We start from the raw sequence: 14,767 nt of genomic DNA on the forward strand, positions 1-14,767 counted from the left end.
CCCGCGCCATGGATGGCGCGTGGCGGCGGCCCCCCAAATCGCTGTCGGATTACGGGCACACCGAGCCTAAGCGAGGTGCCGAGTGGTGGGGCAAGAGCGTTTTGCTTACTTTTGCGCTTTTCAAATCGGCATAGGGGGCGGCCATCTGGCCGCTCCCCTGCCACACCACCCGGCATGCGGGTCCGCACCGGGCGGTTCGAGAAGTTCAGGTTAACTGAGGCGGGGAAGCCCCAGCCGATCAAACCACGCGACCGTCAGAACGCTATGAATCAGCCCGGCGCTGTTGTGCCAGATCCTGTGGCTATCCACCGCTATTTGCGCAGCTAGATCCGGGGTCGCCCCCATCCTGCACAGCTCACGATAGGTCGTCCTGCCGGTCTTCCACTGCTTGAGCTGGATTGCCCTGAGTCTTCGACGTATCCATCCATCCAGCCGTTTCCACATCGCTATGGTTTGCGACAGGCAGAAATACGCCTTCCAGCCCAGTAGGTACGGCCTCAATCTTCCAATGACCTGCTCCAGGCTTCGACCGCCGTTACGCGAAGTCAATTCCCGGATGCGTTGTTTGAAAGCCTGGAGTGCCTTGTTTGTTGCCCAGCGCCTGATCTTTCCGTCGGGTGTCAGCCAGAAGCCGTACCCAAGGAATTTTCGACCGAACACACTGGCAACTGCGCTCTTGCCTTCGTTCATGCGCAACCCAAGGCGACCGTAGAGGCGTTGGAGCACTGCCATCACCCGCAGGCCGGCTTTGGGGCTGCGTACATAAACATTGGCATCGTCCGCATACCTGACGAAGCAATGACCTCTTCGTTCCAGTTCCTTGTCCACTTCATCCAGCACCACATTCGCCAACAGCGGTGAAAGCGGGCCGCCTTGCGGCGTCCCCTGCCTGTTGATCACTACGTCTTTTCCGATCAACGTCCCGCAGTTCAGGTAGGCCCGGATCAGGCACAGTACGCCCCGATCAGTCACCCTCCTGCTCAGTCGGGCGATCAGCAGGTCATGGTTGACGCAATCGAAAAACTGCTCGATATCGACATCCACCACAACCTGACGCCCCGAATGGATATATTGCTGCGCCGCCAGAACGGCCTGGTGAGCGCTGCGCCCCGGACGAAAGCCGTAGCTGTGTTCACTGAAACCAGGATCCAGCAACGGCTGGAGAACCTGCAATAGTGCCTGCTGAATGAGTCTGTCCGTGACCGTCGGGATGCCAAGCTTGCGCTCGCCACCATCCGGTTTCGGGATCAGGACCCTGCGCACGGGAGCAGGCCGGTATTCACCTGCCAGTAACTGGCTGCGTATTCCCGGCCATGCCGTTTTCAGGTGTTGCACGGTTTCGTCGATCGTCAGACCGTCCACACCCGCAACACCTTTGTTAGAACGCACCCGTTTGAGGGCAAGCAGTAAGTTTTCTTTGCTAAGGGCTGCTTGTAGCAGCCCCTCTCCTGTGGGGTTTGGATCATGTCGCGGACAGCCAGCTTCAACGCTGGACGCGCAGCTTGGAGATTCACCCTTCGCCGTCGCTTCCCGCCCCGGTTGCCCGGGCATCTGTTGCATGGCCTGCTGTATCGTCATGTCAAACCGCTTTTCTTCTCGTTTGGTCCTTCACTGCCAAGCAGCTACTACGACCTCTGCTGACTTCTCGCTCCGGCTCACACCGTCGCCCTTTCAGGCATGAGGCGAGATCTCCCCGGGTAAGAACGCCATCCTTCACCTCACAACCGCCGCATTTACGTATCCGGCCTTTAGGCCACAAGAGCTTCGCAGGCACTTGGCTGCTCGCCCTGACCGAATCCGCCTCAGATGCGATTCGTGTACCTCGGCTCGAGGTTTATGCTCCACGCTTCCTCCCCACAGTCGGTCACCCTTCTGCAGTTGCGCTTCGCTTCGTTCGCTGTGGCCAGCTTACGAGAGGACTTTCACCTCCAAGATGGCGCCCATGCCGGGCGCACAAGTGAGACGCCGTAAGGGCGGAACCCATAGCAGCCGTTACCGCAGCAACGGATATGTACTCGCCCTGATCCAGCATCCTGGTCGGCTGTCAGGCCGCCATCGGGAGCAAGTCGAATCGTCGCACCGCCCCTCCCACATTTGGATCGCGCGGCATCAGTCAGATAGCTATAGGCCGCCAGGTCGCCACGGGAGCAAGCTCCCTCGCCACAGGTTCAGGGCTACGCCAAAGTTGTGTAGATATCTATGCTCATCGGGGGCAAGCCCCCTCCCACAGGTAATCGCGTACACCCGCAAAGCATGTGCTCGACTGTCAGTCGTTCAACCACGAGGCAGGAACACATCGGCCAGCAGTTGATTGCGCGGCAGTCCTGCCAGAAACAAGCGCTTGGAAAGGGCTTCGACGCTGTCAGGATGCCCGCAGACTAAGGCCAGCGTTTGCCGCGAAATAAGCCGTAGTTGCCCCAATGCCTGGGCCAACTCATCTGCGGTCCACAACTCCACCTTAAGGTTCTGATGCTGCGCGGCCAGCGCCGTCAGGGGTTCGGCCAGGTAGTGAGCCTGGGCATCATGAGCCAGGTGAATGACGCGGATCGCACCTTGGTGATCCTGGCGCAACGCTTCACGCAACACCCCCCACAACGGACCCAGCCCAGTGCCGGAGGCCAGCAGCCACAGCGGCCGGGCTTGCCAGTCGGGATCATACTGCAGCGCCCCGCCCCGTAACTCACCCAGGTTTAAAGCATCACCGATCTTGAAGTGGCGAGCGGCATCACTGAATGCCCCGGGTTGACGGCAATCGATATGAAACTCCAGGTACGGGTCCTGCTGGGGCAAGCTCGCCAGGGAATAGGGACGTGCCACCTGCCCTGCCCACAACACCAGATGCTGCCCGGCGCGGTACCTCAGGCCACGCTCGGGTTGAAGGCGCAGGCGCAGCACCGTCGGACTCAGCCAATCCGCACCCACCACCTGTGCCGCCATGCCGTCGCGCAGCGGGTCAAAGGCTTCGACCCGAAGGTCGCCGACCACCCGACACTGGCACGCCAGGCGCCAGCCGTCCTGGCGTTGCGCCGGGCTCAACGCCTGAGGTTGCTTGTCTTCAACCTCGCCCTGGCAACGCACCAGGCAGGCATGGCAACTTCCGGCGCGGCAACTGAAGGGCACGGCCACCCCCGCCTGGTTCAAGGCGTCCAGCAGGTTGCTGCCGGTAGTCACCGGCCAATGGCGTTCGCCGACGTACAGTTCAGGCATACAAGGACTCAATCACAAGGGGCGCGCACAGGGAATCATGCCTGCGACAGTTTGACCATAGTCGGGTGTATCAGCCACCGTGCCGGGTTATACTGCCGCGCCTTTTTAGCGTCGCGCCTGCACCAGTGGCGTGCCTTGGAAAGGTGGTTTCAGCCGACCGATGCACCCTCACTGAAGCCACCTTATTGAATGTTCCCTTATAGAGGAGCGCGACTCATGACCGTGATCAAGCAAGACGACCTGATTCAGAGCGTTGCCGACGCCCTGCAATTCATTTCCTACTACCACCCCGTTGATTTCATCCAGGCGATGCACGAGGCCTACCTGCGCGAAGAATCGCCGGCCGCCCGTGACTCCATCGCCCAGATCCTGATCAACTCGCGCATGTGCGCCACCGGCCATCGCCCGATCTGCCAGGACACCGGTATCGTGACCGTGTTCGTGCGCGTGGGCATGGATGTACGTTGGGATGGCGCCACCATGGGCCTGGACGACATGATCAACGAAGGCGTGCGTCGCGCCTACAACCTGCCGGAAAACGTCCTGCGCGCTTCCATCCTTGCTGACCCGGCGGGCGCGCGCAAGAACACCAAGGACAACACCCCGGCGGTGATCCACTACTCCATCGTCCCGGGTAACACCGTGGAAGTGGACGTGGCCGCCAAGGGCGGTGGTTCCGAGAACAAGTCGAAAATGGCCATGCTCAACCCGTCCGACTCGATCGTCGACTGGGTGCTCAAGACCGTTCCGACCATGGGCGCCGGCTGGTGCCCACCGGGCATGCTCGGCATCGGCATTGGCGGCACCGCCGAGAAAGCCGCGGTGATGGCCAAGGAAGTGTTGATGGAATCCATCGACATCCACGAGCTGAAAAAGCGCGGCCCGCAGAACCGCATCGAAGAGATGCGCCTGGAGCTGTTCGAAAAGGTCAACCAACTGGGCATCGGCGCCCAGGGCCTGGGTGGCCTGACCACCGTGCTCGACGTGAAGATCATGGACTACCCGACCCACGCCGCGTCCCTGCCGGTGTGCATGATCCCCAACTGCGCCGCCACCCGCCACGCGCACTTCGTGCTCGACGGTTCGGGCCCTGCATCGCTGGAAGCGCCACCGCTGGACGCCTACCCGGAAATCGTCTGGGAAGCCGGCCCATCGGCCCGTCGCGTCAACCTCGATACCCTGACACCCGAAGAAGTGCAGAGCTGGAAGCCGGGCGAAACGGTGTTGCTCAACGGCAAGATGCTCACGGGTCGCGACGCGGCGCACAAGCGCATGGTCGAGATGCTGAACAAGGGCGAAACCCTGCCGGTGGACCTCAAGGGCCGTTTCATCTACTACGTCGGCCCGGTTGATCCGGTGCGCGAAGAAGTGGTTGGCCCGGCGGGCCCGACCACTGCGACGCGGATGGACAAGTTCACCCGTCAGATCCTCGAGCAAACCGGCCTGCTGGGCATGATCGGCAAATCCGAGCGCGGTCCGACCGCCATCGAAGCGATCAAGGACCACAAGGCCGTGTACCTGATGGCCGTGGGCGGCGCCGCTTACCTGGTGGCGCAGGCCATCAAGAAATCGCGCGTCGTCGCTTTCGCCGAACTGGGCATGGAAGCGATCTACGAGTTCGACGTGAAAGACATGCCGGTCACCGTTGCGGTGGACAGCAAGGGCGAATCCGTACACATCACCGGTCCTGCGATCTGGCAGAAGAAGATCAGTGAAAGCCTGGCGGTGGAAGTTCAGTAAGTAAGGGTGGGAGGGGGGCCTTGCTCCCTCCCACACAAGTTTCGGGCAGCCCATGCTATGGTGCTCGCCCCCACTGCGCCTGTTCATCCTCGTATGATCGCAATCCCTCGCCCCCTGCGCCTGACCTTCTATTCCCTGCTGATCGTCGCCGGTGCGGTGCTGGCTGCGGCTCTGGCCACGCGCCATGCCGAACGCCAGGCCTTGGTGGACGACGCCGCCCGTGCCAATCAACAGCTGGCGCTGTATGCCAACTCGCTGCACACCCTGATCGAACGCTACCGTGCCCTGCCCGCCGTGCTGGCGCTGGACTCGGAGATGATCAACGCCTTGAAAGGCCCGCTGGATGCCGCCACCCAGGACCTGCTCAACCGCAAGCTGGAACGCATCAATGGCGCCGCCCAGTCTTCCACCCTCGAATTGATGGACCGCACCGGCCTGGCCGTGGCCGCCAGCAACTGGAACCTGCCCAGCAGTTATGTGGGGCACAACTATGCGTTTCGACCGTATTTCAGCCAGACCCTGAGCCAGGGCACCGGGCGCTTTTACGCGGTGGGGGTGACCACCGGCATACCGGGTTACTTTCTTTCCAGCGCCGTGGTCGACGAACACGAGCAGTTCCTCGGCGCCATGGTGGTCAAGCTCGAATTCCCTGAGCTTGAGCGTGAATGGGCCCAGGGTAACGACCTGTTGCTGGTCAGCGACGCGCGCGGGATCGTGTTCATCGCCAACCAGCCGGGCTGGCGCTACCGCAACCTGCGTGCGCTGTCGGCCAGCGACCTGGCCGAACTCAAGGCCACCCGCCAATACGACAAGAAACACCTGCAGCCGCTGGAGACCAGCACCTTGCAGCGCTTCGGCGACAACAGTCACCTGATGCGCGTCAACGGCCCCGACGGCAACGCCAACTACATCTGGGAATCGCTGCCGCTCAAAGCCGAAGGCTGGACCCTGCACCTGCTGCGCAAACCTCAGTTCCCGTTTGAAGACCAACGCAACGCCGGCCTGGCCGCCGCCGGATCCTGGCTGGCATTGGTGTTCCTCGTGCTGTTTTTGAGCCAACGCTGGCGCCTGGCGCGTCTGCGTCAACGCAGCCGTGAAGAGCTCGAGCAATTGGTCGAGGAACGCACCCGGGCCCTGCGCACCGCCCAGGATGGCCTGGTGCAGTCGGCGAAGCTGGCGGCACTGGGGCAGATGTCCGCTGCCCTCGCCCATGAAATCAACCAACCGCTGACCGCCCAGCGCATGCAATTGGCGACCCTGCGGCTGTTGCTCGACCACGGCCGCGTGGACGATGCCTACAAGGCACTCACACCGCTGGATGACATGCTCACCCGCATGGCCGCGCTGACGGGCCATCTCAAGACCTTCGCGCGTAAAAGCCCCAGCGGCCTGCGCGAACGCCTGGACCTGGCCACCGTGGTCGATCAATCCCTGCACCTGCTCGACGCACGCTTGCGCGATGAAGCCATCGGCGTGGTGCTGGACCTGACCCGCCCCGCGTGGGTACGCGGCGACGCGATCCGCCTGGAACAAGTGCTGATCAACCTGCTGCGCAATGCCCTGGATGCCATGGCCGACAAGCCGCGCAAACGCCTGGAAATCCGCCTGCACGCCGACCAGCAGCTCTGGCAGTTGAGCGTCAGCGACAGCGGCGGCGGGATTGCCGAAGAACACTTGAACAATGTCTTCGACCCCTTCTTCACCACCAAGCCGGTGGGTGACGGGCTCGGCTTGGGGCTGGCGGTGTCCTACGCTATCGTGCATGAACTGGGCGGACGCCTGATCGCCGGCAACCGGGGCGACGGCGCGATATTTACCCTGACCTTGCCTGTCGCGCTGGAGACGCCCGACCTATGTTGAACGCGGTGATTGTGGTGGATGACGAAGCCAGCATTCGTACGGCCGTCGAACAATGGTTGAGCCTGTCCGGGTTTGCGGTGCAGTTGTTCAGCCGTGCCGAGGAATGCCTGGCGCAGTTGCCCAGGGACTTTCCCGGCGTGATCCTCAGCGACGTGCGCATGCCCGGCCTCAGCGGCCTGGAGCTGCTGGCCGAAGTGCAGCGGCGCGATGCCGACTTGCCGGTCATCCTGCTCACTGGCCACGGCGACGTGCCGATGGCCGTCGAAGCCATGCGCGACGGCGCCTACGACTTCCTGGAAAAACCCTTCAGCCCGGATGCGCTGCTCAATAGCCTGCGCCGCGCGTTGGATAAACGCGGGCTGATCCTGGAAAACCGCCGCCTGCATCGCCAAGCCGATCATCGCGCCCAGCTGGAATCCAGTCTGCTCGGGGTATCCAAGAGCCTGCAAACCCTGCGACGCCAGGTGCTGGACCTGGCGACGCTGCCGGTCAATGTGTTGATCCGCGGTGAGACCGGCAGCGGCAAGGAGCTGGTTGCGCGCTGCCTGCATGATTTCGGCCCACGGGCGAAAAAGCCGTTTGTCGCGCTCAACTGCGCAGCGATCCCCGAGCAGCTGTTCGAAGCCGAGCTGTTCGGCCATGAAAGCGGCGCGTTCACCGGCGCTCAGGGCAAGCGGATCGGCAAACTGGAATACGCCCACGGCGGCACGCTGTTCCTCGATGAAATCGAAAGCATGCCCTTGGCCCAGCAGGTAAAACTGCTGCGCGTGTTGCAAGAACAGAAGCTGGAGCGCCTGGGTTCCAATCAGAGCATTCATGTGGATTTACGCATCATCGCCGCCACCAAGCCGGACTTGTTGGAAGAGGCCCGCGCCGGGCGCTTTCGCGAAGACCTGGCGTATCGGCTCAACGTCGCGCAACTGCGCCTGCCGCCGCTGCGCGAGCGGCGCGAAGACATTCCGCTGCTGTATGAACATTTTGCCCAGGACGCTGCCCAGCGCCTGGGACGCAGCGCCGAGCCGCTGAGCGGCCCCGCGCTGGGACGCCTGCTCAGTCATGACTGGCCAGGCAACGTACGCGAGCTGGCCAACGCGGCCGAACGCCAGGTGCTGGGGCTTGGCGAGCCGGAACCGGAGGGCATCGAGGCCGGGCAATCCTTGGCGGCGCAGCAGGAAGCCTTCGAGGCGCATTGCCTGAAAGCTGCGCTGACCCGGCATAAAGGCGATATCAAGGCGGTGCTGGCCGAACTGCAACTGCCGCGCCGGACTCTCAATGAAAAGATGCAGCGGCATGGGTTGGTAAGGGAGATGTTTCTCTAGCGGTCTTCCGATCGCCATCGGGGGCAAGCTGCCATAAGCGGATTTCCGCTCATCACTCCAAAACCATCAGCAACTTTCCGCTCAAAAAAACCTTGAAACCCTTCTATTCCGGGCCTTCCTCCACCTGGCACAGCTTCTGCTACAGCCCAAGCCAGGCAGTGCTCAGGCACGCTCCATAAAAACAACTAGATGAAGGATCCTTCAATGGATAACTCCAACACCTTGCCTCTGGGGTCGGCGGCTGCGCCGGCAAAAGAACGCACAACCTCCAGCCGGATCAGATCGATCTTCAGCGGCTCCGTCGGCAACATGGTCGAGTGGTACGACTGGTACGTCTACGCCGCTTTCTCGTTGTACTTCGCCAAAGCCTTCTTTCCCAAAGGCGACACCACCGCCCAATTGCTCAATACCGCCGCGATCTTCGCCGTGGGCTTTTTGATGCGCCCGATCGGCGGCTGGCTGATGGGCCTGTACGCCGACAAGGTCGGGCGCAAGAAAGCCCTGATGGCCTCGGTCTACCTGATGTGCTTCGGCTCACTGTTGATTGCCCTGAGCCCAGGCTATGAAATCATCGGTATCGGTGCGCCCATCCTGCTGGTGTTTGCCCGCCTGCTGCAGGGGCTGTCGGTCGGTGGCGAATACGGCACCTCCGCCACTTACCTCAGCGAGATGGCGACCAAGGAGCGCCGTGGTTTCTATTCCAGCTTCCAGTACGTCACCCTGATCTCGGGCCAGCTCATCGCCCTGGCGGTGCTGATCGTGCTGCAGCAAGTGCTGACCACCGAGCAACTGTATGCCTGGGGCTGGCGCATCCCGTTCGCCATCGGCGCGCTGTGCGCAGTGGTTGCGCTGTACCTGCGGCGCGGCATGGAAGAAACCGAGTCGTTCACCAAGAAGGAAAAAGCCAAGGAAAGCGCGATGCGCACCTTGATGCGCCACCCCAAGGAACTGCTCACCGTGGTCGGCCTGACTATGGGCGGCACCCTGGCGTTCTACACCTACACCACCTACATGCAGAAATACCTGGTGAACACCGTCGGCATGAGCATCTCCGACTCCACCACCATCTCAGCGGCGACGCTGTTCCTGTTCATGTGCCTGCAACCCCTGGTGGGCGGCCTGTCGGACAAGATTGGCCGTCGACCGATCCTGATCGCCTTCGGCATCCTCGGTACCCTGTTCACGGTGCCGATCCTCACCACCCTGCACACCATCCAGAGCTGGTGGGGCGCGTTCTTCCTGATCATGGCGGCGCTGATCATCGTCAGCGGCTATACCTCGATCAACGCAGTGGTGAAAGCCGAGCTGTTCCCGACCGAAATCCGCGCCTTGGGCGTAGGCCTGCCGTATGCCCTGACCGTGTCGATCTTCGGCGGCACCGCTGAATACATCGCGCTGTGGTTCAAGAGCATCGGCATGGAAACCGGCTATTACTGGTACGTGACCGCGTGTATCGCGGTGTCGTTGGTGGTCTATGTGACCATGAAGGACACACGCAAACACTCGCGCATCACCACCGACTAACTGGATGATGAGATAAAACCTGTGGGAGGGGGCTTGCTCCCGATAGCGGTGGGTCAATCAATATATTACTGACTGACACCCTGCTATCGGGAGCAAGCCCCCTCCCACATTGGGTATGATGTTTGCCCCGAAACCGAGAGCAGAACTGGCCCATGTCCGACGATATCCACTTCTACGAACCCGCCAACGGCCACGGCCTGCCCCATGACCCGTTCAATGCCATCGTCGGCCCACGCCCGATCGGCTGGATCTCATCCCACGACCGCGAAGGCCGCCTGAACCTGGCGCCCTACAGTTTCTTCAATGCGTTCAACTACATTCCCCCGATCATTGGATTTTCCAGCGTGGGGCGCAAAGACAGCCTGAACAATATCGAGCAGACTGGCGAGTTCGTGTGGAACCTGGCGACCCGCCCACTGGCCGAGCAGATGAACCAGAGTTGCGCGGCCGTTTCGCCGGACGTGAATGAATTCGAGTTGTCCGGCCTGACGCCGGTGGCGTCGAAAGTCGTCGGCGTACCGCGAGTAGGCGAGAGCCCGGTGTCGTTCGAATGCAAGGTGACGCAGATTATCCAGCTGCAACGCGCCGACCAGCAGTTGGTACCCAGCTGGCTGGTGCTGGGCGAAGTGGTCGCGGTGCACATCGCCAAATGGCTGCTCAAGGACGGGATCTACGACACCGCCGCCGCCGAGCCGATTTTGCGCGGTGGCGGCCCGGCGGATTATTTCCAGCTGGGGCCGGAGGCGCTGTTCAAGATGTACCGCCCAGGCGCCACAAAGCCCTGACTGAAATGCAATAAACATGTGGGAGGGGGCTTGCTCCCGATAGCGGTGTGTCAGTCAACTAATGTGTAGCTGATACACCGCTATCGGGAGCAAGCCCCCTCCCACATTTGGATCGTCGGTGGTCTTTAGTTGGAGGCAGTTGCCCAGGCAAGTTGACCGTCTGCGTCCACATCGACCAGGCATTCAAGCTGCACCGCCGCCGCATCATCGGCGTCGGAAGCCGTCTTGAACGTCTGCCCATCGAGAATCTTGTGAAAACGCGGTGCGCCCATGCCGTCCAGTGCCTTGACGGCGACGGCGGCGCTGTAGCCGCCCTCTCCCGGTACTACGGCGGAAACGGCTTCGTGGCGGGCGAATTGTTTACGTGCCATGTTTGAACGTCCTGGCCAATGAAAAGTCGGCCATTCTAACGTTCTAGCCGGCCAGTTGCAGGTACTCGCCGTAGGCTTTGACGGCGGATGCATCGGTGAAGGTCTGGAAGTCCATGCTGCGCACGACCATGTCGTTCAGCAACTCGGTGAAGATCATCAGGGCCGGGGAATTGAAGTAGGCGCTCATCGCCTGCTCGCTGCTCCAGAAGCCCGAGATCAGCCATACATCGGGGTCGGTCTGGGAATGCTGCACGGTAAATTGCAGGCAACCCTGGGCCTGTCGGCCCGGTTCGATCAAACTGCTCAAGCGTGCACCGAGTTCGGTGCTGTACCCGGTACGGGCACGGACAAAGGCCATATGGCTCGCGGGAATGGGGGTGGACATGTTCGACTCTCCCGTTGAGAAGTGATGCTCGGCAAGCACTGTGAGGGCGTGTTGCCACAGGATCAAAGATAGCGGCGCCGGTGTGGGCACGGTTAGTCAATTCCTGCAGGCTTATTGCACAATCCTGCGAGAAGCGTAGGCAGGACGTTCCAGCGCTGGATTTATTCCAGCCCCGAACGGCATATTTCAGGGAGATGACAGCCGCCTTGCTTGCCTGATTCACGCTAAGCCGCAGGATCAGGCAAGGATTGTGCAGAATCGACGTAACACTTTTTGAATACCCACCACTAAGCTGAGCACCATTCAACCAGTGTGTAGAGGACGCCCCATGTCGTCGCCCGACCTCAAGTCCATGCCCCTCGATGCCGAGATGGAAAAGCAGCGTGCCGAACTGGCCAGCATCGTGCACCGCCATACCTGGGAAGATGGCTCCTACGGCACGGCGATCACTTCGCTGTACCTGAACCGCCACAACACGCCGCGTGACTTCATGCCGGTGCTGGTGGAGCCGGCACTGTGCATCCTCGCCAGTGGCAGCAAGGAAGTGCGCCTGGCCGACGAAATCTTTGCCTACGACCCCCTCAATTATCTGGTGTTCTCGGTGGCCATGCCGGTGGCCGGGCGAATTATCGACGCCACCCCCGAAGACCCCAACCTGTCGGTTCGCATCAATATCGACCCGGCCCAGCTCACTGCACTGATTGCCGAAGCCGGCCCGATGGGCGTGCCGTCACGTCCGACATCCCGAGGCATGTACGTCGACCGCATCGACCATCAATTGCTTGATGCCGTGCTACGCCTGACCCGCCTGCTGGATACGCCCAAAGATATCGCGATGCTCGCCCCGCTGATCAACCGCGAAATTCTCTACCGCTTGTTGCGCGGGCCCCAAGGCTATCGCCTGTATGAAATTGCCGTGGCCAACAGCCAGAGCCACCGGGTGAGCCAGGCGATCAAGTGGTTGAACGGCAACTACGAACAGCCGCTGCGAATCGATGACTTGGCGCGGGAAGTGAACCTGAGCGTCTCGACCCTGCACCACCGTTTCAAGGCGATCACCGCCATGAGTCCGCTGCAATACCAGAAACAACTGCGCTTGCAGGAAGCTCGGCGGCTGATGATTGCCGAAGGGCTGGAGGCCTCGGCGGCGGGGTATCGGGTGGGATATGAAAGCCCGTCGCAGTTCAGCCGGGAGTACAGCCGGTTGTTTGGCGCGCCGCCTTTGCGCGACTTGGCCCGGTTACGCCAAAGCATCTGATGCAATGAAGATCAAAATGTGGGAGGGGGCTTGCTCCCGATGGCGGTGTATCAGCTACACATCAGCTGACTGACACACTGCTATCGGGAGCAAGCCCCCTCCCACATTGGGTCCTGCGTATGTTCAGTCGAGGCCGCGGGGCAGCTGCAGGGTCACCCGCAACCCACCCTCGCGCAAATTCTGCAAACTCACCTCACCACCATGGCTATGGGCGATATTGCGTGCAATCCCCAACCCCAGCCCATAGCCCTGCTGCTGCCCGGCCAGGCGAAAGTGCGGTTCGAACACCTGCTCCAACCGCTGTTCCGGCACGCCGGGGCCTTCGTCGTCCACATGCAGGATGAACTCGGCGCCATCGTCCTCGATGTGCAAATGCGCGTTCTGCCCGTATTTCAGTGCGTTGTCGATCAGGTTGCCGATGCAGCGCTTGAGCGCCAGCGGCTTGCCCGGATAGGTGGTCAGGGCCTGCCCATGCTGGGTCACCCGCCCATTGCCGTTGGGCGCAAGGTAGGGTTCCACCAGGCATTCGAGCACGTGGTTGAGGTCCACCGGCTGGATGTTCTCGTGGATATCGGTGTCTTTCACGCATTGCAACGCGCCCTTGACCAGCAATTCCAGCTCATCCAGGTCGCGGCCGAATTTGGCTTGCAGGTTTTCGTCTTCGAGCAATTCCACGCGCAGGCGCAGGCGTGTGATGGGTGTGCGCAGGTCGTGGGAAATCGCGCTGAACAGCTGGCTGCGCTCGGTGAGGTAACGGCTGATGCGCTCACGCATTGCGTTGAACGCACGGCCGACTTCCACCACTTCACTGCCGCCGCCTTCGGCCACCGGCTCAACATCCGCCCCCAGGGACATGTCCCGCGCCGCCCGCGCCAGGCGCTTGAGCGGGCGGCTCTGCCAATGCACCAGCAAGCCGATGAACAGCAGCAGGAAACCGCTGGTCAACACGATAAACCACACCTGCTGGGCTGGCAGGCCTTGCTCTTCAAGGCTGGTATAGGGTTCGGGCAACAACGAGGCGATGTACAACCATTCACCGGGAGCGAGCTGGATCTGGGTGACCAGCACCGGCGGGTTGACCGGCTCGAGGGTCAGCGCGTAGTGAGCCCAGGAGCGCGGCAGTTCGTCGAGCTTAAGCCCGGCATTGAAAATGCGCAGGTCTTCGGCGCTGACGAATTCCACCGAGATATGCACATCGGCGCCGAGGGTCTGGCGCAGCACGTCGTCCACGGCCACCAGCACCGCCTGCTTGCGCGGGGTTTCGGGCAATACCTGCATATCCAGCGGGCGATCGTTGAGGGTCACCACAAAACGCGTGCCGCCCATGCTGCGCAACTGGTCGAGCACCAGCGGGCGATAGGCCACTGGTAATGAACGGAAGTAACTCACGCTGGCGGTCATCGAATGCGCCAGGCTACGGGCAGCCGTCACCAGGCCTTCAAGCTGGGTAGCGCGCAGTTGCGACACCCAAATCACGCTGGATAACGCCTGGGCAAACAGCACCGCCAACAGGGTCAGCAGTAACATCCGCCCCAGCAGCGAACGCGGTACCGGGATCCGCCGGCGTAGTTCACGCAGACGTTCAGTGGGCATTGCCGGCAACCACGCTGGCTGCCAGTTGATAGCCGCTGCCGCGCACGGTGCGGATCAGACGGGGTGGTTTTTCGGTATCGCGCAGACGTTGGCGCAGGCGGCTGACGGCCATGTCGACAATGCGGTCCAGCGGCATCAGGTCGCGGCCCCGGGTGGCGTTGCCGATGGTGTCGCGGTCGAGGATCTGTTGCGGGTGGTCGAGAAACAACTTGAGCAAGGCAAAGTCGGCGCCGGAGAGGATCACCTCTTCGCCGTCCACGTGAAACAGGCGATGGCTGATCATATCCAGGCGCCATTCATCGAACGCCAACACCTCGCCGCCATTGCTGCGCTCCTGGCCGAACTGGCAGCGCCGCAGCAGCGCCTTGATCCGCGCCTGCAGTTCGCGGGGGCTGAACGGCTTGCCGATATAGTCATCGGCGCCCAGTTCCAGGCCGATCACGCGGTCGGCTTCGTCGGAACTGGCGGTGAGCATGATGATCGGCACCTGCGCCTGGCGCGGGTGCTGGCGGATCCAGCGGCAAAGACTGAAACCGTCTTCATCGGGCAACATCACATCCAGGATGACCAGGTCGCACGGCGCCTCGTTCATCGCCTGGCGGAACCCCGCGCCATCAGCCACGCCACGGACCTGGAAGCCGGCGCGACTGAGGTAGGTTTGCAGCAATTCGCGGATTTCCTGGTCGTCGTCGACGAGGAGAATCGATTTACTGATTACGCTCACG

12 protein-coding genes are annotated in these 14,767 nt (G+C 61.9%); 6 read left to right on the top strand and 6 right to left on the bottom strand.

The genetic code is table 11. The annotated features are described in order from the left end of the window. Nucleotides 1–210: 210 nt before the first annotated feature. Nucleotides 211–1,578 (bottom strand): group II intron reverse transcriptase/maturase, encoded by a 1,368-nt coding sequence (ltrA, locus tag C4J86_RS20905; RefSeq protein ID WP_124370008.1) that lies wholly within the window; start codon nucleotides 1,576–1,578, stop codon nucleotides 211–213. 696 nt (nucleotides 1,579–2,274) lie between these two features. Next, entirely contained in the window at nucleotides 2,275–3,207 is a 933-nt protein-coding gene (locus C4J86_RS20915; protein ID WP_124371717.1) for an iron-sulfur-binding ferredoxin reductase, read from the bottom strand. 216 nt (nucleotides 3,208–3,423) lie between these two features. On the opposite strand from C4J86_RS20915, the gene C4J86_RS20920 reads away from it, so the two are divergent. The 5 genes from C4J86_RS20920 to C4J86_RS20940 all read left to right on the top strand — a co-directional run bounded on the left by C4J86_RS20920 (nucleotide 3,424) and on the right by C4J86_RS20940 (nucleotide 10,435). After that, the gene (locus C4J86_RS20920) at nucleotides 3,424–4,947 is read left to right on the top strand and encodes a fumarate hydratase (protein WP_010208051.1); all 1,524 of its coding nucleotides are present in this window, start codon (nucleotides 3,424–3,426) and stop codon (nucleotides 4,945–4,947) included. Between the two features lie 93 nt (nucleotides 4,948–5,040). After that, nucleotides 5,041–6,807 carry an ATP-binding protein gene (locus C4J86_RS20925; RefSeq protein WP_124371718.1) on the top strand — a complete coding sequence of 589 codons (1,767 nt, stop codon included), beginning with the start codon at nucleotides 5,041–5,043 and terminating at the stop codon, nucleotides 6,805–6,807. Further along, nucleotides 6,801–8,126, top strand: coding sequence for a sigma-54 dependent transcriptional regulator (locus C4J86_RS20930; RefSeq protein WP_124371719.1), 1,326 nt, complete (start codon nucleotides 6,801–6,803; stop codon nucleotides 8,124–8,126). The genes C4J86_RS20925 and C4J86_RS20930 overlap by 7 nt, the downstream gene beginning before the upstream one ends. 204 nt (nucleotides 8,127–8,330) lie before the next feature. Next, nucleotides 8,331–9,650: an MFS transporter gene (locus C4J86_RS20935; RefSeq protein ID WP_124368195.1), complete on the top strand. Its 1,320-nt coding sequence runs from the start codon at nucleotides 8,331–8,333 to the stop codon at nucleotides 9,648–9,650. Between the two features lie 152 nt (nucleotides 9,651–9,802). Continuing rightward, nucleotides 9,803–10,435: a flavin reductase family protein gene (locus C4J86_RS20940; RefSeq protein WP_124371720.1), complete on the top strand. Its 633-nt coding sequence runs from the start codon at nucleotides 9,803–9,805 to the stop codon at nucleotides 10,433–10,435. 125 nt (nucleotides 10,436–10,560) lie between these two features. Here the strand turns inward: C4J86_RS20940 and C4J86_RS20945 are convergent, their stop codons facing one another. Both C4J86_RS20945 and C4J86_RS20950 read right to left on the bottom strand, forming a co-directional pair. Next, entirely contained in the window at nucleotides 10,561–10,806 is a 246-nt protein-coding gene (locus tag C4J86_RS20945; protein WP_124371721.1) for a hypothetical protein, read from the bottom strand. Nucleotides 10,807–10,849: 43 nt separating this feature from the next. Next, nucleotides 10,850–11,191 carry an antibiotic biosynthesis monooxygenase family protein gene (locus C4J86_RS20950; RefSeq protein ID WP_124368198.1) on the bottom strand — a complete coding sequence of 114 codons (342 nt, stop codon included), beginning with the start codon at nucleotides 11,189–11,191 and terminating at the stop codon, nucleotides 10,850–10,852. 328 nt (nucleotides 11,192–11,519) lie between these two features. Here C4J86_RS20950 and C4J86_RS20955 point away from each other — a divergent pair, with 328 nt between their 5' ends. After that, the gene (locus C4J86_RS20955; protein ID WP_124371722.1) at nucleotides 11,520–12,449 is read left to right on the top strand and encodes an AraC family transcriptional regulator; all 930 of its coding nucleotides are present in this window, start codon (nucleotides 11,520–11,522) and stop codon (nucleotides 12,447–12,449) included. A 123-nt stretch (nucleotides 12,450–12,572) separates the two neighbouring features. Here the strand turns inward: C4J86_RS20955 and C4J86_RS20960 are convergent, their stop codons facing one another. Beyond that, complete coding sequence (locus C4J86_RS20960) at nucleotides 12,573–14,042, bottom strand: ATP-binding protein (protein ID WP_124364220.1); 1,470 nt, start codon at nucleotides 14,040–14,042, stop codon at nucleotides 12,573–12,575. Next, nucleotides 14,032–14,766 carry a response regulator gene (locus C4J86_RS20965; RefSeq protein WP_124371723.1) on the bottom strand — a complete coding sequence of 245 codons (735 nt, stop codon included), beginning with the start codon at nucleotides 14,764–14,766 and terminating at the stop codon, nucleotides 14,032–14,034. Before C4J86_RS20965 ends, C4J86_RS20960 begins: the two co-directional genes overlap by 11 nt. Nucleotide 14,767 lies beyond the last annotated feature (1 nt).

This window comes from Pseudomonas sp. R2-7-07 (genome assembly GCF_003852355.1).
In the GTDB taxonomy this organism is placed as follows: Bacteria; Pseudomonadota; Gammaproteobacteria; order Pseudomonadales; family Pseudomonadaceae; genus Aquipseudomonas.

What these genes read in the sequence shown, in the direction of transcription:
- C4J86_RS20945 (WP_124371721.1), bottom strand. Translation starts at nt 10,806, where the DNA reads ATGGCACGTAAACAATTCGCCCGCCACGAAGCCGTTTCCGCCGTAGTA.
- C4J86_RS20935 (WP_124368195.1), top strand. Translation starts at nt 8,331, where the DNA reads ATGGATAACTCCAACACCTTGCCTCTGGGGTCGGCGGCTGCGCCGGCA.
- ltrA (WP_124370008.1), bottom strand. Translation starts at nt 1,578, where the DNA reads ATGACGATACAGCAGGCCATGCAACAGATGCCCGGGCAACCGGGGCGG.
- C4J86_RS20960 (WP_124364220.1), bottom strand. Translation starts at nt 14,042, where the DNA reads ATGCCCACTGAACGTCTGCGTGAACTACGCCGGCGGATCCCGGTACCG.
- C4J86_RS20930 (WP_124371719.1), top strand. Translation starts at nt 6,801, where the DNA reads ATGTTGAACGCGGTGATTGTGGTGGATGACGAAGCCAGCATTCGTACG.
- C4J86_RS20955 (WP_124371722.1), top strand. Translation starts at nt 11,520, where the DNA reads ATGTCGTCGCCCGACCTCAAGTCCATGCCCCTCGATGCCGAGATGGAA.
- C4J86_RS20940 (WP_124371720.1), top strand. Translation starts at nt 9,803, where the DNA reads ATGTCCGACGATATCCACTTCTACGAACCCGCCAACGGCCACGGCCTG.
- C4J86_RS20920 (WP_010208051.1), top strand. Translation starts at nt 3,424, where the DNA reads ATGACCGTGATCAAGCAAGACGACCTGATTCAGAGCGTTGCCGACGCC.
- C4J86_RS20915 (WP_124371717.1), bottom strand. Translation starts at nt 3,207, where the DNA reads ATGCCTGAACTGTACGTCGGCGAACGCCATTGGCCGGTGACTACCGGC.
- C4J86_RS20950 (WP_124368198.1), bottom strand. Translation starts at nt 11,191, where the DNA reads ATGTCCACCCCCATTCCCGCGAGCCATATGGCCTTTGTCCGTGCCCGT.
- C4J86_RS20925 (WP_124371718.1), top strand. Translation starts at nt 5,041, where the DNA reads ATGATCGCAATCCCTCGCCCCCTGCGCCTGACCTTCTATTCCCTGCTG.